We start from the raw sequence: 17,996 nt of genomic DNA on the forward strand, positions 1-17,996 counted from the left end.
CGCGACGCGGATCCGGCTGCACTCCTAGACGCCCGCTGGCTGCGTGGGATCCGGCGCCCCTGCTGGACGCCTTCCCGATCGACCGCTGGCGGCGCTGAGGACGGGCCGTCAGCGCCGCACTCGGCGCGGTGCCGCCAGCACCGCGTCGAGCAGCTGTGCGAGGTCGGCGGCGCGACGGTGCCAGCCGTACTGCTCCGCGTAGTCCGAGCCCTCCCGGTTGGGTCCCGACGCCGCAGCCTCCAGCGCGGACCGCAGCCCGTTCTCTGCGCCCGCAGGGTCGTCGTAGAGCCAGACGCCGGGGGCGGAGCGGGCTCGCAGTGCAGGGGAGGCGGAGGAGACGATCCTGAGGCCGGCGGCGAGGTACTCGAAGTACTTCATCGGGCTGCGACCCGCGTTGCCCGGGTCGTCCGAGAGCGGGAGCAGCCCGACGCGGGCGCTCTTCAGCAGCGCGGGCGCCCGGGAGTAGGGCACGGCGCCGAGCAGCTCCACGTTCGCGGGCAGCGTCTCCACGTTCTTCGGGAGCGGACCGGCGAGTCGGAAGGGGACGTCAGGGAACGCCGAGGCGAGCATCCGGACTCCTCCCCAGTCGAAGCGGCGGTCGAGCGCCCCGAGGTAGACGACTCCCGCACGCTCGGCACCGAGACCGTGGAACCGCTCGTACTCGACTCCGTTCTCGAGGACCAGTGTGCGCTCCGGCGCGGCCACTCCCTCGGAGACCGCGCGCAGCACCGGCTCCGACGTGGCGACGAGAGCGTCCGCCCGCTCGAGGAGCTCGATCTCCGCCGCCCGCATCCCCGGTTCGAAATGAGCGTCCGTGGGCCGGTAGACGACACGCTTCGGCTGCAGGAGCTCGAGGAGCGGCACGCCCATCAGGGGCTGGTCGACGATGAGGACATCAGGACGCATCGCCCCACTGGGCGCCCGCCAGGGCCGCAGCGGCACCCGCAGAGACGGCGTCCGCATCCGCGCCGGGAGCGATCCCAGTGGGGCGACGGTGAGCGGTTCGGCGTGCACGACGCCCGCCGCGTCCGTGCGTGGACCTCGCAGCGCAAGACCGAAGCGGGCCCGCACGGTGGCGTCCCGCAGGCGCCCCGCGTGCAGGAGCGAGGACGGCGTCGAGACGTGCGTCACCGTGTTCCCGAGGCGCGAGAGCTCGCGAGCCAGGTGGTGGCTCCCCACTCGGAAGACCCCGACCTCGGCGGTGTGGCTCGCGAAGACGATCTTCACGGGCGCCCGACCGGTCCGGAGGCGTCGACGAGGAGGTCGACGAGTCGTCCTCGCTGCATCCGCAGCGCCGACACGGAGTCTCCGACGCGCCTCCAGTAGTCGGACGGGTCCTCCCGCAGCTCAGCGATCTGGTCGCGGATGAGCGAGAGATCGGCGTCGAAGGCGTTGTGCACGAACCGGTCGATCCCGAGGTCGTCGTAGGCACCCCAGCCCTTCCGCTCGTAGCTCAGATGGACACTCGGAACGCCGCTGCGGATGGTCTGGATGCTGCCGTGCAGCCGGACCGAGACCACGACCGCCGGCCGATCCGCGACCCCGCTGCCGACCGCGTCGCGGAGCAGGCGGAATGGCCCTTCGTGGCCGAGCCGCTCGTAGAACTGCGGATCGTTGTTGCCGCGAGCGGTGGCTTGAGCGAGCAGCTCCGACTCCGGATCGCGCGCGAGGGCGTCGATCCGCGACTCGTAGGCGGCACGTCGCGACCGGCTCGAGGACAGCGCGCGGGCGACGATCCCGACGGGCCCGGGAGCTCCGGCCCGCACGACGGTCCTCGGATCGAACTCGTCGGGGAGGCCCAGAAGGGCCATGTCGGGAGCGCGGTGCACGTTCGCGAGGCCGGACAGCTCCTCGACGGAGCGGTCGTCCCGGGCGAAGACCCCGACGGCGCGGGCCAGTCGCGCCGCGATCACACGGCGGGTCCCGAGATTGAGCGGCCCGATGCTCTGCGGAAGGTAGACGAACGGAACGCGGTCGCTGCGCCGGGGCATCTGGACGAAGTTGGTGCACATCATCTTGACGACTTCGACGGGATTCTTGGTGCGGAGGTAGCCGCCCCCGACGCCGACGACGAGGTCGGACCCGGCGATCGCCCGCGCGTAGCCGGCGCTCCGGTGGCCGGAGAGCAGCGCGACCCCGCCGCGTCGCAGCGTCTCGAGGCTGCCGATGCTGCCGGCACGGCCGGTGAGGGGGTGCAGGACACGCTCGTAGAGCTCGTCGTCGAAGCTCGCGGGGTCGAGGGCGACGAGCGTGATCTCCGCCGTCGGCAGGGCCGACAGGACCAGCTCCCGCGCCTCCTCGACCAGCAGGCCGTCGCCGGAGTTGGTGGTGCTGTACGCGTGGACGATCGTGACCCTCATCGTGCGGCCTCCTCGAAGACGCGAGCATGCGCTGCGATGGAGTCCGACCACTGGAATCGTCGAGCGTTGATCAGACCCCGGCTCCGCAGGTCGTTGCGGAGGGACGGATCGGCGACGATCTCGCGCATGTGATCGGCGATCGCCGTCGCGCCGATGTCGGTGAGCGTCAGCGCCGCGCCGCCCGCCACCTCGGCGAGCGACCCGCGATCGCTGCAGATGACGGGAACGCCGCACGCCATGGCCTCGACGACCGGGAAGCCGAAGCCCTCGTAGGTGGAGGGGAAGCAGAAGGCGAGCGCTCCCCGGAGCAGCGGGACGAGCGCCTCATCCGGTACGCGGCCGAGGTAGCGCACGCCGCGGGTTCCGCGAACCGCCTCGAGGATCGCGTCGCTCTCCCACGCCGGAGCGCCGGACACCAGGAGCGGCACCCCCGTCTCGTCGAAGACCTTCGAGGCGGCTCGGCACAGCTCGATGATGTTCTTGCGGGGGTCGAGGTTGCCCGCGTAGAGGAAGTACGGGCCGTCGATCCCCAGCTCGTCGAGCGCGACGGAGTCCTGGTCGGTGGAGCGGGTGTTGAACGTGTCGTGGTCGATCCCGTGCGGGATGGTGACGATCTTCCCGGCGGCGTCGGGTGCGACAGTCGCGATGTCCCGGGCGGAGGAATCGGAGACCGTGATGATCGTGGTCGAGAGTGCTGCGAGACGCGCGACGCGCAGGCGCCACAACCGGTCGGAGCTCCGGCTGCGCACATCGTCCACGTGGAGTGTCGCCAGCCCGTGGATCGTGCCGACGATCGGGAGGCGGCTCGGAACCAGCGGCCCCGTGTCCGCGGGGAAGTGGAGGACGTCGATCCCGGAGGGGCGGAGCCTCGGCAGCACGAGTCCCTCATAGGCGCCGTAGACGGCGCTGCGGGCTCGGCCCCCCTCGATCGGAGGTCGGGACAGCACGTGCTGCACGCCGTGTCCGGCGAGCCCGCTGTAGACGGTGCGGGCGTATCGGGTGTTGCCGCCGACCTGTCTGTCGAGGACACGGGCGGAGACGAGCACTGTCGTCATGGCTTCCTCCTCCGAGGGGCGGTCGGCAGCAGGCCGAGGTAGAGCCGCTCGAGCATCTGCGACTGGTGCTGCACGGTGTTCAGGGCGAGGGCGTGCTCGGCGGCGGCGACGAGACGGGAACGGGCCGCCAGGTCCTCCAGATCGCCCCAGTACGACGCCACATCGTGGGGGGAGTGCGCGACCAGGGGCAGGCCGAGGCGATCGAAGGCGGGGATGTCCCGCACGACGAGGGCCAGCCCCATGCCGTGCGCCTCCAGAACGGCCATCGGCATCCCCTCCCACTGCGCGCTGTGCAGGTACACGTCGGCATCGCCCAGTCGGCGGAGCGCCTCGTCGCGGCTGAGCCAGCCGGTGACGTGGACGCCGGCCTGGTCGAGGGCGGTGCGGTGACGCCCCTCGCCTCCGCCGATCCACGTCGCGTCGACGGAATGGCCGGCGGCGCGCACGGCCTCCACGGCCTCGGCGAAGAATCGGGGATCCTTGTGCGTCGAGAGCCGACCGGCGCCGACGAGGCGGAGAGGCCTCGGCCCGCCGGGGCGAGTGGCGGGCGGGAGCGAGGCGGGCACCGAGTTGGGGACGTGCACGACCTCCGCCCGGCTGAACGGCCACCGGCTCAGACGGGCCTCGCGAGCTGAGCAGGCGGCGAACACGGTGGTGTTGAAGGCGAGGACGCCCTCGAAGACCCGGAACGCCGCCCGGGCGGGCAGCGGGAGGTCTCGGCGCTCGAAGCCGTAGCAGTGCGGCGTGTAGACGATCGGACGTCGCCGGCCCGCCCGGACCGCGAGGCGCGCGTACGCTCCGCCGAAGCTGGAGTGCGCGTGCACGACAGCGCCCGGCATTCCGGCCAGAACCGTTCGCAGAGCGCGGACTCGGGCGACGTGCCCTGTCGGCAGCGCCGTCACGCCTGCGAACGACGCGAAGGCGCTCTCCGGTACCGGAGAATCCTCCCGCGGTGAATACACGAGCCTGTGCTGGAAGGCGGGCGTGGCCGCTACGTAGTCGCTGATCGCCGACGCGGTACCTGCGCCGAAGCTCTCCGTCACGTGCACGATCGTGCGCTCGCCTTCGCGCCAGTCCTCAGCGAGTGTGGATCCGCTTGTCAACCGTTCGCGCCCTTCCGGCTTGGCCGAGCCGTGGAAGGCTCCGGTCCCTGTCGATGCCCATCGGACAGGATCCCTCACCGACCACGCGGTCCGTCGGCATGACTCCGTGAGCGATCCTATGTGCTCCCGGCCGACGGTATGAGGTCGAAAGGGGACCACCTCCGGGGGACCGGGACCGTGGTTAGTCTGTAGTCCTACAGAGCTGAACGGAGCTGCTGCAGGAGACGATCGATGATCGATCACGTCGGAGATGAGGCGCGCGATGGCTCGAGGGGGCGCTGCGACCGCGACGACGCGAGAGGGCGCGGCGCGTCTGGATGTCGTCCAGCGGCTTCTGTTCCTCGCCATCGTCTTCATGCCGTTCCAGCAGGCGCTCACCATTCAGGTCGGCTCTCCGCTGAAGATCACCGAGATCGCCGTCATCCTGGCCATCGGCTTCTCCGTGATCACCGTCCAGAAGGACCGGTACACGCCGGTGGGACGGGAGATCGTGCTGGGGCTCGGTGCGCTGGTCGTTCTGGCGACGATCTGGGCATTCCTGTTCAAGCAACCCGAGGTTCCAGCCGCCTACGGCTATGACCTGGGCTTCACCAACGACATGATCCTCTACTGCGGATACGCTCTGCTGGCCCTCGCGGTCTGGTGGTACGTCGGCCACCGACTGGGATTCCAGGACATGGAGCGGGCTCTCTCGATCGCCGTCCGCCTCGCTTTCGTCTTCTGCGCGATCCAGCTGGCCCTCCACCTCGCCGGGGTCCCGCTGCCCGCTCTCCTCAACTCGACGATTCAGATGGGGGCGACCTTCGGCGTCAGCCTGCCGAGGAACGGCCCGTTCCTCGAGGGGAACTACCTCGGTTTCTTCGCCGGGATCGCGCTGTTCGCCTGCCTGCGCCGTCGCGACCGCATCGGAATCGCCGCCGCCGTCGCCTGCCTCGTCTACTCGCAGTCGACGTCGGCACTGATCGCGACCGTCTCTGCGGCGGTCCTCACGGCGACGCTCCGCCCCCAGCGGGGAGTGGGAGTGCAGATCTTCAGCGTCGGCGCGCTGGGCGCGGTGATCGTCCTGCTCGTTCCCGCCCTGCAGCGCTTCGTCCTCGCGCAGCTCTCGAAGCTCGGACTGGGCACAGGCGCCGTCGACGTCGGCACCCGCTCGCTGAACGTCCGATCCCAGTCGTCGAGCACGGGCTTCACCATGGCCGCGGACAATCCGCTGTTCGGAGTCGGACCCGGCCGGTTCGGCGTGTGGAGGACCGACTACTCCCAGGCGGTGGCGGGGCTCACCTCGAACGGCGCCTCTCGCGGTCTCGCGAACAACGTCTACGCCCAGCTCGCTGCCGAGACCGGAGTGATCGCCCTGGCCCTCTTCGCCGTCCTCCTCGTGATGCTGATCGTGCGGGGATATCGGCGCAACGGGACGGCACTGGGTCTGGGGGTCTTCCTCGCCGTCGCTCTGGCCTCCGCCCCCGCGTGGACCGCCTTGACCGTGTGGATCGCGCTGGCGTACGCCGCATCGCTCGCCTCCGAGCCGCTGCCGGCGACGACCTCGATCGCCCGGTCCGGCCTCGACTCGGAGCGACGGGCAGCGGCGGTGTCGCGATCCATGGCGGTGCGTCCGGCGCCGTCCACCGGTCGGCACCGGCAGTTGTCGGATCGACGGTGAGCTCCGCACCCGCGACGACCGAGCTCTCCCTCGATGATGCGGTACACCTCGCACACGCCCTCACCGCGCACCTCTCCTCCACGCACGGGCTCCGCGCCCTGTTCATCAAGGGGCCCACCGCCCATGCACAGGGCATCCGCACGAGACGCGTGTCCAGCGATGTCGACGTGCTCGTCCACCCGGCGGACGTCCAGCGCCTCGTCGACCTGCTGGCCGAGCGCGGATGGATCCCCCGGCCCGACCGCCCGGCCCCGCGCGCGTACCCGGTGCACTCCGTGACCCTGTTCCATCCGCAGTGGACCTGCGACATCGACGTGCACGACCGCTACCCCGGATTCTTCGCAGAGCCGGAGGAAGTCCTCGACGTGCTGTGGACGTCGCACCGGACCGTGACGATCGCGCACAGGAGGGTCGCTGTGCCCTCCCCGGTCGCGGGCGCGGTCGTCGTCGCGCTCCACGCGCTGAAGGATCCCCTCCTTGCCCGGAGCACGTCCGAGCTCGAGTCGGTCATCGGGTTCCTCAGGGGCGCGAGCGAATCGGACCGGGAGGCGCTGCTCCTGCTCGTCGAGAGCACCCGCAGCGCCTACCCCCTCCGCCCGGTGCTCCACGCCCTCGGGCTGGACGTGCCGGACGACCTGGCCGTGCACGAGCGCCGGTTGTGGGATCTGCGGGTGGCCGGAACGGGGCGGTCCAGCTATCACTGGGCGCTCGCCTTCGTCGAGGCCACAGGGAAGCGGCGCATCGTGCTGATCGTGTCCGCGCTGACGACCGTGATCGGTCTCACACGCCGGGCGCGCCGGAGGGTTGCGGAGACGGGGATGGTCCGCTTCGATCGGCCGTCGTTGTCAGATCTGCGGGCGTTCCTCGGGCTCGTGCGCTCGCTCGCCGCCGATCGTCGACGCCGTCGCCGAGAGAATGCGACCCACTCGTGACCACCGTCGATCCGGGAGCTCTGGATCACGCCGTGTGGGCGCGATCCGATCAGCTGGCCTTCGTCGAGGACGACGCGCAGGCGGTGCTGCTGAACCTGTTGTCGCCGTTTCCCGTGCCCCTCGTGCTGAAGGGCACGGCGCACGCGATCTGGAGAAGGCTCGAGCATCCGTCCACGACCGTCGAGATCCTCGCGGGGCTCGCCGACGAGTTCGGCGTCCCCCGAGAGGTCCTCGAGGAGGACGTGCTCAGTTTCCTCCTGGAGCTGAGCACAGCAGACGTGGTCCACAGGCTGCCCTCGCGCTGAAGGTGAGACATCGTGCAGCAGTGTGCGCCGTGCGGGGGGTGTGAACGGCGGTCGTGACGGCGGCCTTTCCTCCGTACTGTTCGGGAATGGGAGCATCATCGCGGGATCGAGGACGACGGGCGCTTCTGAGCCTGACGGCGGCAGCGGGCGCGGGCGCCGTGACGGCGGTGGCGACGGCCCCCCCGGCGACAGCGGCCAACGCCTTCCCGGACGCACGGCTGGACGGCTTCCGGGACTCGACCGAGTTCCCGGGAGCGACTGCTGAGCAGCGGCTCCGGGCCGCTCTCGACGCGGCTCACGCCCTCGCGACCGAGTCCTTCCTGGTCGTCTCCGAGCCCGTCGTGCTGACAGCACCCTTGACGATCGACCTCTCGCGTGTGTCGATGGAGTTCGCCGGAGGCGATGTCGATGCGATGGCGGTGTCGGGATCGGCGCTCGTCCTCACCGCCTCCGAGGCCTCCGATGATGCGCCGCACACGCGCGTGAGCCTGCGCGGACTGCGCCTCACGGGTCCCGGCCGAGCGGCTCCTGGATCCGTCGGCCTCGAGCTGTCCTCGGCGACAGGCGTCCGAGGCGCAGGACTGTACGGAGTGGAGATCATCGGATTCGAGACGGGTGTCCGGTTCGGTCCCGGCGCCGAGCATCTGCGCCTCTTCCACGTGGCCGTGGAGGAGTGCGGCACGGGCGTCCTGGTCGCCGGCACTGCCCCTGGGTCGAATCTCGCGATGGTCGGCGGTTCTGTGCGCTCGTGCACGACGGGACTGTCCTCCGCGTCGACCAGTGGCGAGCTGCACACGACGTCGCTGGCCATCAGCGGATGCGATCGCGCGGTCGAGGCTTCAGGGGGTGCCGTCACGCTGCACGCTGCGACCGTCCGCCTGACCCCGGCGAGCACGGTCAGCGCGTTCTCCACCGCTGCGACGACGACGGCCAGGATCAGCATCAACGGCGGCACGGTCTCCGCCGCCGCCCCGCTGGCGGCGGCCACAGTCTTCGAGACGGCTCACAGGAGCTGGGGAGGCGGGATCGTCGTGACGAGCACCTCCTTCCGCAACGTCGCTCCGGCATCGGGCTACCTCGTCGGAGGGACCGGACTCGTCCGGTTGGCGGACGTCTCGATCCTGGACGAGCCCTCCGTCGTGCCGACCTCGGTTCTCGTCCACCGCGCCGCGAACCGGCTCGTCGATGGAGCCTTCGATGTGGGCACGGTCGCGGACGCGTACCTGGACACTCCGGACGCCACCTCTCGGAGTGCGAGCCCGTCGGCCACGCTCGCCGTCGCGTCAGGGCGGCTCCTGGTCCGGAAGACAGGCACCGGACAGACGAGTCTCTCGTTCGATGTGCTCAGCAGACCCGGGCGGGTCTACGCCGCCGACCTCGTCATCGGACAGGCCGCTGCGAACGGGTCGATGATCGTCTCGGAGTCCTTCGTCACCGTCTCCGGTCGTGACGCCCGCGGCATCCCTGTCACCGTCCGCTCGGAGCCCGTCTCCTCGACGACGCAGTCGATGGCGGCGATGGCCGCGGCACTCCCGTTCCGGGTAAGACCCGCGACCGGCGTGGATCGCCAGGCGCCGTCCTGGGCGTCGCATTTCCGCGTGACCGTCGGCCTGAACGACCCCGCCGCGGGAACGGTCGGCATCGACGACGCGGTCGTCACCGAGATGTGAGGACCGGCCGCTCGCGCGGTGGCCCGATGCGTCAGTGGGCGCCGCCTCCGGGGGCGACGACGGCCTGCACGGTTCTCGCGAGCAGCGCGAGGTCCCCGGTGAACGACCAGTTCTCCACGTAGTAGAGATCCAGTCGGATGGCGTCCTCCCAGGAGAGCGTCGACCGCCCGCTGACCTGCCAGAGCCCGGTCATGCCCGGCTTGACGTTGAGGCGCCGGCGCGCGGCCTCGTCGTAGAGCTCGACTTCTCCCGCCACCTGCGGCCGCGGCCCGACGAGCGACATGTCGCCTCTCAGCACGTTGAAGAGCTGAGGGACCTCGTCGATCGAGTACTTGCGCATGAAGCGTCCGATCGGTGTGATGCGAGGGTCGTCAGTGATCTTGAACAGTGGTGTTCCGGACGTTCCCTGAGCGGCGAGCAGCTCGGCGAGCTGATCATGAGCGTTCACCACCATCGAGCGGAACTTGATCATGCCGAAGGGCTTGCCGTTGATGCCGATCCGCGTCTGGCGATAGAACAGGGGCCCCGAGCTCGTCAGCTTGACGGCCAGTGCGACCGAGGCGATGAGAGGCATCAGCACGGCGATGAGGCTCAGCGATCCGACGATGTCGAGGGCACGCTTGCGGGCCTGCTTGCTGCCCTCGAATCGAGGTGTCTCGATGTGCACGAGAGGAAGGCCCGCCACCGGGCGCATGTGGATCCTCGGTCCGCTGATGTCGGTGAGGCTCGGCGCCATGACCAGGTGCTGGCGCCTCGGCTCGAGACTCCAGCTCAACTGTCGGATCTGCTCGGGTGGCAGGTGGTCGCTGCTCGTGATGATGACGGTATCGGCGCCGGTCCGGTTCAGGATGCCCGGCACCGCATCCACCGTGATGTTCTCGAAGACAGGCACCCCCCACCCGCTCACCCGATCGCTGGCCAGATCCTCGGGGATGCACACGCCGACAACGAGATACCCGGCCCCGGTGGCGCGGACGAGCTCGCGGTAGATGTGCTCGACGCTCCGTGACGAGCCGACGAGGATGACGGAGGAGGAGTACCGGCCCGCGCTCCGCTGCTGCCGCAGCCACACCCTCCAGGCTCCGCGTCCGAGCCAGAGCAGGACGAGGCCGAGCGGGAGCGCGGTGATGATGTACCCGCGGGCGAAGCCGATCTGGCCGAGGTAGGCGACGCACGTGATCACGGCGAACAGCAGGAGCGTCGCATCGAGGATGCGCTTGTACTCCGTCACCTCTCCGCCGAGGACACGGTCTTCGCGTGTGGCGTAGAACTTCAACAGGGCGGCCCACAGCACCACGATCACCGAGGAGACGATCCAGTAGTTCGCGAGCAGGCCCGCGATCTCCGGCTGATGGCCGGCCACGAACAATTCTCGGCTCTCCACTCCGAACCAGAAGAACTGACTGCTGAAGACCGAGAACACGATGACGAGGACATCGGTGATGACGAGTTTTCTGGCCACTGCTCGGGACCAGGAGCTCCGGCCCTTCTCGGAGGAAGAGCTCTTCGTGGAAGTGGGTGTTTGCAGTTTCACCGTGTGAGCCCTGTCTGCGACTGACCGCTGTTCTCTCGCATAAGCGACCTGCCCTCAGCGTAGTGGTCGGGCGTCGTGCTCCTCCGTCCTGAGCGAAGCTCCGCGCAAAGGCCCCTCCTAGGGGATGCTCTCGGCTATTCCGACTATTCCCCGACGATGAGGACGCGCTCGGACCTCCGTTGTGCGCCGTCGACGACCGCTCGGACGTCGGCGGCGGAGACGTCCCGAGCGCGGGGAGTCGAGGTGGTTCGGCGGGTCGGATCCGTCGGGCGGCTCAGGTCTCTCGGCTCGCGCGGTCGGCGCTCGTGCGTCCGGTGCTGATGCGGTGTCGCGGCGTCCCGCCGCTGTCGATGGGGCGTGACGCGCAACGGCAGGAGAAGACTCGGGAGAGGCGCCGCGAGAGCTCGCGAGGGGAGACCGGCGGACGGTCGTCGGGCACCGACGGCGGGCACTTCGTCGCCGGCAGGGACGAGCAGGACGCTTCCGCTGCCGGAAACGACGACGGCACACTCGTGCTCATCGAGACGGACAGGTGCTGCGCCGGAGTGCTCCTGGGCGTGGAGCCGAGATCGGCGCATGCGTCTGCGGTCATCGGCTCCGGCCACGGCCGCGGCCAGGCGCCCGTGGTCGGGCGCTCCGGGGGCGAGTGCCTCGCCGGCGGACGATCCTGCCTCGACGGGGAGCTGCTCGGAGCCGATGACGAGCCGTGTCACGGCTTCCCGGGGCGCTTCCGCTCTCCGTTCGGGACGTCGCGGATCGCTCGGGTCGTGTCGGGTTCGGGCCGGTGAGCGCGACCGGGGATCGAGGCCCTGTCCCCGTCCGCCCGAGCCGGTCGTCCTGTGAGCGAGGCATCCGCTCGCACGAGCGGGTCCGGTGACGTCCTCCCTCGGTGATCGAGGGGAGGACGTCACCGGACCCGCGAGTCCTGCTCGGGGGGCGCGCCGTCGTCAGGGCGCCCCCTGGTGATCAGCTCAGCCGCAGAGTGCCGCGCCTGCCACGTAGAACGCGCGGATGCCGATGTTCGGCGTCGAGGCCGACGCCACGCTGGTGACGTTCGTGATCGTGACGACGGGGCTGCCGGTGCTGTTGCTGTCCCACGTCCCGGGGTTGCTCAACGGGGTGCGGTAGTACTGGTTGTTGTCACCGATCACGTTGATCCAGTTGCCGCCGATCTCGACTCCGAGGTCCTTCGCCGTGCGTCCGGCCGGAAGTGCGGTGAGCTGGGTGCCGTCCTGGTCGAACACAGCGGCCGTCGTCGCGAAGATGCGACGCGTCGCGCCGAAGACCTGGGTGTCGGCGGCGACCTGACGCAGCCCGGTGACTGTGGCGAGGACCTGCGTCCACGGCGACCAAGACGCTCCGGCCTCGATGGTCTTCGTCGCCTCCCATGCCGTCCCGTCGGTCGCGACGAGCGACACCCGCCACAGGCTGTCGTCGCTGAACGACACGGCGATGTCGAGGACAGTGCGGCCTCCGGGCGCGGCCGCGAGCGCGACGCCGTCCCAGTCGTACACCGTGCTGCCGCTGGCCGAGAACAGGCGGGCTCCGCGGTCGCCGCCGGCGATGATCAGACCGTCATCCGCCGCGATGCTGGTCATGCCGATGCGGATGGGGGTCGTCGTGTCCCACTCGTAGAAGCCGCCGGAGGGGGCGGTGTGCGAGTAGACGTCGCCGTCCTGGGAGACGACGTAGCTCAGGTAGGTCGCAGACACAGCCGTGTCACCGACGCCGGTCCACGCGACTGCGAAATCGACCACAGTGGTGACCGCTTCCGGCATCTCGGACTCGACATTGTTGCGACGTCCGCGGAAGGTCGAGGTGCGGGTGCCGCTGGTGCCGTTCACGATCGCTGCGGTGGTCGCATCGGCCACGGGAACGGTCGGCTGGGCCGGATTCACCACGCCTGCTGTCGTGGCCGTGATGGTGCCCGTCTGGCTGACTCCGGCGGTGGCGAAACGCAGACCGTTGAAGCCCTCCAGGAGGAGGCTTCCGCCGGCACCCGTGAACAGCGTGCGAGGTGTGGCCGTGCCGTCGTACCAGCGCAGCGCGGTCGGCAGAGTCACCGTCACCGCGATGCCTGCGGCGGCCGGAACTCCGGAATCGCTCACCTGGAGGTAGGCGTTGAACGGGTTGCAGCTGCTCGTCGTGTAGGAAGTAGTGGCATCGCCACCCTCCTGGTCGACGAAAGCGACCGTGCGCACGGTCACCGGGGCCGATGCGGCGGCGAGCGGCGCACCGATCGCCGCGACGACGACGGGAGTGGTCCATGCGGCCGCCTGCAGGACGGTCCGGCGGCCGGGAACCGCATTGCGAGCCGGAACGGGCGAATCAGAAGGGGACGTGTTCGACATAATATGCCTCTCTGGTTGGACGAATGGCCTGCGGATCTTCAACGAACGACCTGAGCCGTAGACGGCAGACGTTCCCTCGGAAGATCCACTGCTCATGTCGCAGCGTCCCGAGAGTTTTTCCGCGACGATTGATTTCGCGAGAGGGCTGTCCTTCCCGCGGCAGGCCTGAGACTACTGCACACCAAGTAATTCCACGCAACGGGGTTCGACGATCTCGAGACAGATGAGAGAGGCTCCGAAACGGCGGCGGAACGACTATCCGCCTCACTCCGAGGTCGCCCTGTTCTGCCGCAAGAGAGATGATCGATCGACAGGTGAGGCGCAGAGCCGTCTCTCGCTTGTGTTCCTTCTCTCTCCTGGCGGATCGATCGGGCCGTGAGTCCGGCCGGATGAGGCGCTCCGGTGTCGGCTGCCCGGATGCGTCTCCTCGCTCGCGTTCCCGCCCGAGGAACCCCTACAAGGCCGATCGGAGGACGGCCTCTGCGGCCTTCGTGATTCCGTCACCAGGCGCGCACGGGCAGGACCGCCTCCCGAGGGCGTCCTCCTCGTTCAGGTGCAGCGTCTCCGTCGGCTGCACGGCCTCGTCGTGATCCGACTGATCGGCCTCACCTCGGCCGGGCGCGGGCTCGTTCGCGGATCCCCGGCGGCGAGAGGAGGATCGCCGGCGCATCCGCAGTCGCTCATCGACCCATCAGGACGTCCGCTCCGTTCCGGCTCCTCCGACGCTGCCGTCGCGTCGTCCGACCTCGGCGCCGGAGCGGCGGCGACGGGCGCCGCTCCGATGGGACTCGGGTCGGGTCCGGTGAGCGGGCGCGTTCCGCCTCCGGCGCAGTCGGGTGCGGGAGGATGATCGGATGGACGACACGGCGGTAGGGCGGCTCCTCGAGGGGCTCGCGGGGGCGGAGGCGAGCTTCCCGTTCGGCCCGGGCACGCGGGTGTGGAAGGTCGCCGGGAAGGTCTTCGCGCTCGAGTCGGAGCGCTTCGAGCGCCCCGTCGTGAGCGTCAAGGCGCTGCCCGAGAACGTGGTGCACCTCGTCGCGGGGGTCGAGGGCATCGAGCCCGGGTACCACCTGAACAAGAAGCACTGGGTGACCGTCGATGCGGGCGGGGCGGTGGAGTCCGGGCTGGTGCTGGAGCTGATCGAGGAGTCCCACGCGATCGTCGTCGCCGGACTGCCCAAGCGGCTCCGGCTCGCCCTCGGCGGCACCGCCGCCGGCTCGCTGAACGAGGACCGCTGAACGACGCCCGCCCGGCGCCGCCCTGCCGCAGCGCCCCCGCCGCGGCAGAGGCTCGCGGGGCGCGGCCTACAGGCCGTAGGAGCGGAGGTACGCGGCGGTGTCGTGCCAGCCCTCGACGGCGAAGCACTCGACGCCCATCGCCTTGACGGGGTAGTCGTTGCCGTCCGGGTCGAGGCGGTCGCCGACGAAGATCATGTCGTCGAGGGGGATGCCCGTGAGCTCGGTGAGCTTGTTCATCCCGTACGCCTTGTCGATGCCCTTGCGGGTGATGTCGACCGACGTCGAGCCGCCGGAGCGCACCTCGAGGTCGGGGAGCACGGCCTGCACGGCCTCGCGGAGGGTGTTCTTCTTCTCGCCGTCCGGGTCCCAGGCCTGCTTGACCTCGACGGGCGCGGACTGGCCGAGGGCCGAGAAGGTGATCTGCGAGTCGCGGTCCTCGAGGATCGGGCCCCAGGTCTCGGACTCCCAGTAGCCGAGCTCCTTCGCCTTCTCCTCGACGGCGGCGAGCGCGCGCGACTTCTCGTCCTCGGTGAGGTTCTCGGCGTAGATCTGCGCCCAGTCGCCGTTCTCGTACCGGTAGTACTGCGTGCCGCAGGTGGGCATGAGGTGCAGCTTCGCGAGCACCTCGGGGTCGGCGCCCTCGAGGCGGTCGAGCACCTGCATCCGGAACTGGCCGATCTGGCCGCCCGAGATGATGCACACCTCGGTGGCCTGGAGCAGCTTCACGAAGAGGTCGGCCATCGCCGGGTCGACGGGGGACTTCGAGGCGGCGAGGGTGTCGTCGAGGTCGAAGGCCATCAGGCGGGGCAGGGTGCTCATGGAACTCGTTTCACGGTCTGCGGACGGGGCGGTAACGAGGATACGGGGCGCCGCCGGAACGCGCGCGCGGTCGGCGCGAGCGGGCTCCGAGCGCAGACTGGGGGGCATGACCGCCGCCACAGCGCCCGACGGAGGACGCCGCTCCGTTCCGCGCACTCTCGCCCGCATCCTCCTGGGCCTGCTGCTCGTCACGGCCGGCACGGCGCACCTGACGGTCGCGCGTCAGGCCTTCCAGGCGCAGGTCCCGCCGTGGCTGCCGGCCGACCCGGACCTGGTGGTCGTCGCGTCGGGCGTCGTCGAGATCGCGCTCGGGCTCGCGCTCGTCGTGCTCGTGCGGTGGCGCGTGATCGTGGGAGTCGTGGTGGCCGCGTTCTTCGTCGCGGTCTTCCCGGGGAACATCTCGCAGCTGCTGACGCGGACGCCGGCGTTCGGCCTCGAGACGGACGCGACGCGCGCGGTGCGGCTCGTCTTCCAGCCCCTGCTGGTGGTCTGGGCGCTCTGGTCGACCGGGGCGTTCTCGGCCTGGCGGGCCCGCCGGTCGCGACGCCGCGGGGACTGAGCCGCCGGTCCGCGGCCCGATCGTCCCGCGATCCTCCGGAACGACGAACGGCGGCCGGCGGGAGACCCCGCCGACCGCCGCCCGTGCCCTGCTCGGCTAGGCCGCGAGGCGGCGTCGCGCGACGACCAGCGCGAGACCCGACAGCAGCAGCACGAGGGCTCCGCCGATCAGGCCGGCCGCGTCGGCGCCGGTGTTCGCGAGCGAGCCCGGGCCGGAGCCTCCCGCGACGGGGGCCGCCGTGGTGGTGGGGTGCGGCGACGGAGCGGTGGTGGGCTGCTCCGTCGGGGTGCCGGGCTCGGTCGGCGCCGGGGTGACCGGGACCTCGGCGGCGGGCTCCGTCGTCAGCGACCAGTTGGGGTCGTAGAAGTCGGCCTGGTCGATCACGCCGCGGGCGGTCGACCAGTCGATGAGGAGCTGGCGGATCTCGAGACGCTCGTCGTAGACGAGCGGTGCCTGCGCGACGGCCGGGTAGGCGCCTCCGCCGCTCTGGCGGTAGTTGTTGACCGCCATCACGAAGCGCTCGTCGTCGGCGACCGGGGTGCCGTCGGCGTGGGCGAGACCGCGGATCCGCGAGCCGGCGGGCTGGGAGACGTCGATCACGTAGTCCAGGCCCGAGATCGCGTCGTAGTTGTAGTCCGGGATGCCGTCGGGGCGGTCCTCGGTCGTCGCGTTGGTGCCGGTCTCGGGGTCGAACACGGCGCCCTCGGCGGTCTGCACGAAGTAGCGGGCCGAGAACTCGAGGTAGTCGCGCACCTCGGCTCCGGTCAGCTCCACTCCGCGGAGGGTGTTCTCGTAGATGTACAGGCCCGCGATGTCGCGGATGCTGACCTGCCCCTTCGGGAAGACGGCGGTGCGCGAGAACGGCGACGCCTGCGAGATCACCGGCAGGTCGGCCCACTCGGTGCCCTCGAGCGCCGTCTCGACGGTCTCGGCCTGGACGGTGTTGATGAAGTCGATGATCGGGGTGTCCTCGTAGCGCGAGGTCGCGGCCGAGAGCTCCTCGACCGAGTCGGCGACGGGGGTGTTCACGTACTCGATCGTGGCGGCGTGCTGCTCGGCGAGGGCGTCGACCAGTGCGGGCGACTCCTCGGCGATGTCCTTCGCGTAGACGGGCTGCGTGACGGGTGCGTTCCCGGCCGACCAGTCGACCTCGAGGCCGCCCGCGGCGTCCGGCACCAGGTTCAGGGTGACCTCGGTGAGGCCCTGCGCCCAGAACTCGGGCTGGGTGACCAGCACCTGCTCGCCGGCGACGTTGGTGAACAGCGTCTGCGGCAGGTCCTTGTGGCTGTGGCCGGCGACGACCACGTCGATCCCGGGGACCTGCGTCGCGATGTTGTTGACGACGTCCTCGTTGAGGTCGGCGGCGTCGTACTCGGCGTCCGGCACCGTGCCCTGGCCGGTGTGCGCGAGGACGACGACCACGTCCGCCTGCTCCTGCACGATCGGGACCCACTGCTTCGCGGCGGCGACCATGTCCTGGAACTCGAGGACGCCGTCGACATACTGCTTGTCCCAGACGCGGACGCCGGGGGTGACGAGGCCGAGGACGCCGACGGTGACCGTCTTCCCGTCGATCTCGCGCTCGATCAGCGTGTAGGGGTCGTGGTACGGCTTGCCGGTCGCGACGTCGACGACGTTCGCGCCCAGCAGCGGGGCGTTCAGGTCGCCCTCATACGCGCTGAGCATGTCGAGCCCGTAGTTGTACTCGTGGTTGCCGACGACCTGCGCGTCGTAGCCGATGGTGTTGAACGCGGTGGCCATCGGGTGCGTCGTCTCGCCGGAGAGGACGCCTGCGGCGCCGTCGCCGAGGCCGTAGTAGTAGGTGAGCGGCGTGCCCTGGATCGCGTCGCCGTTGTCCATGACGAGCACGGACTCCTCGCCCTTCTCGGCGCGGAGGCGGTCGACCTCGGTCGCGACGCGGGTGAGGCCGAGCGCACCGTCGGCCGGGTACGGCGCGTTCGCGAAGTAGTCCCAGTCGTAGACGTGCCCGTGCGTGTCGGTCGTCGACACCAGGGTGAGCTCGACGCCGTCGTCGAGAGGGGCGGCCGAGGCGATCGGAGCGGCGGTGGCGGCTCCGAGTGCGACGACGGCGAGGAGGCTTGCGGCGCGGAGTCTGCGCATCGTGGTCCTGTTCGCGTGATGAGTGGAGTGTGAACGTCCTCGAATCTATGCGCCGCGTGTGAACTGCGCATGACGGGATCGAGAGCATTGCTCGGCGATGCGTCCGCGGGACCGACGCGGAGCCGGGGGGAGTCCGCGGGGCCGGCCCGCGGCGAAAGAGTCCGCCGGGTCGACCCCGAGCGCAGGAGCCGTCCTCCGGCCCCTCCGCTAGAATCGAGCGGCTGGTCGCGCGGAGGCGGCACGACTGCCGCGCCGCACCCGCCCACCCCCGCCCCTCCCGTCGAGAAGG

The 17,996-nt window shown here is 70.4% G+C and carries 14 protein-coding genes; 6 read left to right on the forward strand and 8 right to left on the reverse strand.

Going from position 1 to position 17,996, the window contains the following annotated elements; translation table 11 throughout:
- Nucleotides 1-108 precede the first annotated feature (108 nt).
- Genes C5B95_RS09085 through C5B95_RS17865 form a run of 4 tightly spaced genes read right to left on the reverse strand, consistent with a single transcriptional unit; the run spans nucleotide 109 to nucleotide 4,899 of the window.
- On the reverse strand, nucleotides 109-1,227 hold the full coding sequence (locus tag C5B95_RS09085) for a glycosyltransferase (RefSeq protein ID WP_104348993.1): 1,119 nt from the start codon (nucleotides 1,225-1,227) through the stop codon (nucleotides 109-111).
- Entirely contained in the window at nucleotides 1,224-2,360 is a 1,137-nt protein-coding gene (locus C5B95_RS09090; protein ID WP_104348994.1) for a polysaccharide pyruvyl transferase family protein, read from the reverse strand. Before C5B95_RS09090 ends, C5B95_RS09085 begins: the two co-directional genes overlap by 4 nt.
- The gene (locus tag C5B95_RS09095) at nucleotides 2,357-3,415 is read right to left on the reverse strand and encodes a glycosyltransferase family 1 protein (protein WP_104222794.1); all 1,059 of its coding nucleotides are present in this window, start codon (nucleotides 3,413-3,415) and stop codon (nucleotides 2,357-2,359) included. Before C5B95_RS09095 ends, C5B95_RS09090 begins: the two co-directional genes overlap by 4 nt.
- The gene (locus C5B95_RS17865; protein WP_104349015.1) at nucleotides 3,412-4,899 is read right to left on the reverse strand and encodes a glycosyltransferase; all 1,488 of its coding nucleotides are present in this window, start codon (nucleotides 4,897-4,899) and stop codon (nucleotides 3,412-3,414) included. Before C5B95_RS17865 ends, C5B95_RS09095 begins: the two co-directional genes overlap by 4 nt.
- Between C5B95_RS17865 and C5B95_RS09105 the strand changes: the two genes are divergently transcribed.
- The 4 genes from C5B95_RS09105 to C5B95_RS09120 all read left to right on the forward strand — a co-directional run bounded on the left by C5B95_RS09105 (nucleotide 4,781) and on the right by C5B95_RS09120 (nucleotide 9,085).
- Nucleotides 4,781-6,178 (forward strand): O-antigen ligase, encoded by a 1,398-nt coding sequence (locus C5B95_RS09105; protein ID WP_181065640.1) that lies wholly within the window; start codon nucleotides 4,781-4,783, stop codon nucleotides 6,176-6,178. The two genes, C5B95_RS17865 and C5B95_RS09105, sit on opposite strands and share 119 nt — an antisense overlap.
- On the forward strand, nucleotides 6,175-7,110 hold the full coding sequence (locus C5B95_RS17475) for a nucleotidyltransferase family protein (RefSeq protein ID WP_181068039.1): 936 nt from the start codon (nucleotides 6,175-6,177) through the stop codon (nucleotides 7,108-7,110). The genes C5B95_RS09105 and C5B95_RS17475 overlap by 4 nt, the downstream gene beginning before the upstream one ends.
- Nucleotides 7,107-7,415 (forward strand): PqqD family protein, encoded by a 309-nt coding sequence (locus C5B95_RS17480; protein ID WP_181027179.1) that lies wholly within the window; start codon nucleotides 7,107-7,109, stop codon nucleotides 7,413-7,415. Before C5B95_RS17475 ends, C5B95_RS17480 begins: the two co-directional genes overlap by 4 nt.
- A 167-nt stretch (nucleotides 7,416-7,582) precedes the next feature.
- A complete protein-coding gene (locus tag C5B95_RS09120; protein ID WP_146076552.1) occupies nucleotides 7,583-9,085 on the forward strand; it encodes a hypothetical protein in 1,503 nt (500 codons plus the stop codon).
- A gap of 31 nt (nucleotides 9,086-9,116) precedes the next feature.
- On the opposite strand, the gene C5B95_RS09125 is transcribed toward C5B95_RS09120, so the two are convergent.
- On the reverse strand, nucleotides 9,117-10,547 hold the full coding sequence (locus C5B95_RS09125) for a sugar transferase (RefSeq protein WP_258059895.1): 1,431 nt from the start codon (nucleotides 10,545-10,547) through the stop codon (nucleotides 9,117-9,119).
- A 1,043-nt stretch (nucleotides 10,548-11,590) separates the two neighbouring features.
- Nucleotides 11,591-12,970: a hypothetical protein gene (locus C5B95_RS09135; RefSeq protein WP_146076553.1), complete on the reverse strand. Its 1,380-nt coding sequence runs from the start codon at nucleotides 12,968-12,970 to the stop codon at nucleotides 11,591-11,593.
- Between the two features lie 854 nt (nucleotides 12,971-13,824).
- Here C5B95_RS09135 and C5B95_RS09140 point away from each other — a divergent pair.
- Nucleotides 13,825-14,208 carry an MmcQ/YjbR family DNA-binding protein gene (locus C5B95_RS09140; protein ID WP_104266618.1) on the forward strand — a complete coding sequence of 128 codons (384 nt, stop codon included), beginning with the start codon at nucleotides 13,825-13,827 and terminating at the stop codon, nucleotides 14,206-14,208.
- Between the two features lie 66 nt (nucleotides 14,209-14,274).
- On the opposite strand, the gene C5B95_RS09145 is transcribed toward C5B95_RS09140, so the two are convergent.
- On the reverse strand, nucleotides 14,275-15,027 hold the full coding sequence (locus tag C5B95_RS09145) for an HAD-IIB family hydrolase (RefSeq protein ID WP_104222786.1): 753 nt from the start codon (nucleotides 15,025-15,027) through the stop codon (nucleotides 14,275-14,277).
- Between the two features lie 106 nt (nucleotides 15,028-15,133).
- Here C5B95_RS09145 and C5B95_RS09150 point away from each other — a divergent pair, with 106 nt between their 5' ends.
- Entirely contained in the window at nucleotides 15,134-15,586 is a 453-nt protein-coding gene (locus C5B95_RS09150) for a DoxX family membrane protein (protein WP_104308200.1), read from the forward strand.
- Between the two features lie 96 nt (nucleotides 15,587-15,682).
- Here C5B95_RS09150 and C5B95_RS09155 read toward each other — a convergent pair whose 3' ends face one another.
- The gene (locus tag C5B95_RS09155; protein WP_104256000.1) at nucleotides 15,683-17,707 is read right to left on the reverse strand and encodes a bifunctional UDP-sugar hydrolase/5'-nucleotidase; all 2,025 of its coding nucleotides are present in this window, start codon (nucleotides 17,705-17,707) and stop codon (nucleotides 15,683-15,685) included.
- Nucleotides 17,708-17,996 lie beyond the last annotated feature (289 nt).

The sequence above is a fragment of the Rathayibacter sp. AY1A7 genome (assembly GCF_002930845.1).
Taxonomy (GTDB): Bacteria; Actinomycetota; Actinomycetes; order Actinomycetales; family Microbacteriaceae; genus Rathayibacter.

Coding starts and splice junctions, on each gene's coding strand:
- C5B95_RS09090 (WP_104348994.1), bottom strand. CDS start 2,360: ATGAGGGTCACGATCGTCCACGCGTACAGCACCACCAACTCCGGCGAC.
- C5B95_RS09095 (WP_104222794.1), bottom strand. CDS start 3,415: ATGACGACAGTGCTCGTCTCCGCCCGTGTCCTCGACAGACAGGTCGGC.
- C5B95_RS09105 (WP_181065640.1), top strand. CDS start 4,781: ATGGCTCGAGGGGGCGCTGCGACCGCGACGACGCGAGAGGGCGCGGCG.
- C5B95_RS17865 (WP_104349015.1), bottom strand. CDS start 4,899: ATGGTGAGCGCCTGCTGGAACGGCATGAAGACGATGGCGAGGAACAGA.
- C5B95_RS09135 (WP_146076553.1), bottom strand. CDS start 12,970: ATGTCGAACACGTCCCCTTCTGATTCGCCCGTTCCGGCTCGCAATGCG.
- C5B95_RS09140 (WP_104266618.1), top strand. CDS start 13,825: ATGGACGACACGGCGGTAGGGCGGCTCCTCGAGGGGCTCGCGGGGGCG.
- C5B95_RS09145 (WP_104222786.1), bottom strand. CDS start 15,027: ATGAGCACCCTGCCCCGCCTGATGGCCTTCGACCTCGACGACACCCTC.
- C5B95_RS09150 (WP_104308200.1), top strand. CDS start 15,134: ATGACCGCCGCCACAGCGCCCGACGGAGGACGCCGCTCCGTTCCGCGC.
- C5B95_RS09155 (WP_104256000.1), bottom strand. CDS start 17,707: ATGCGCAGACTCCGCGCCGCAAGCCTCCTCGCCGTCGTCGCACTCGGA.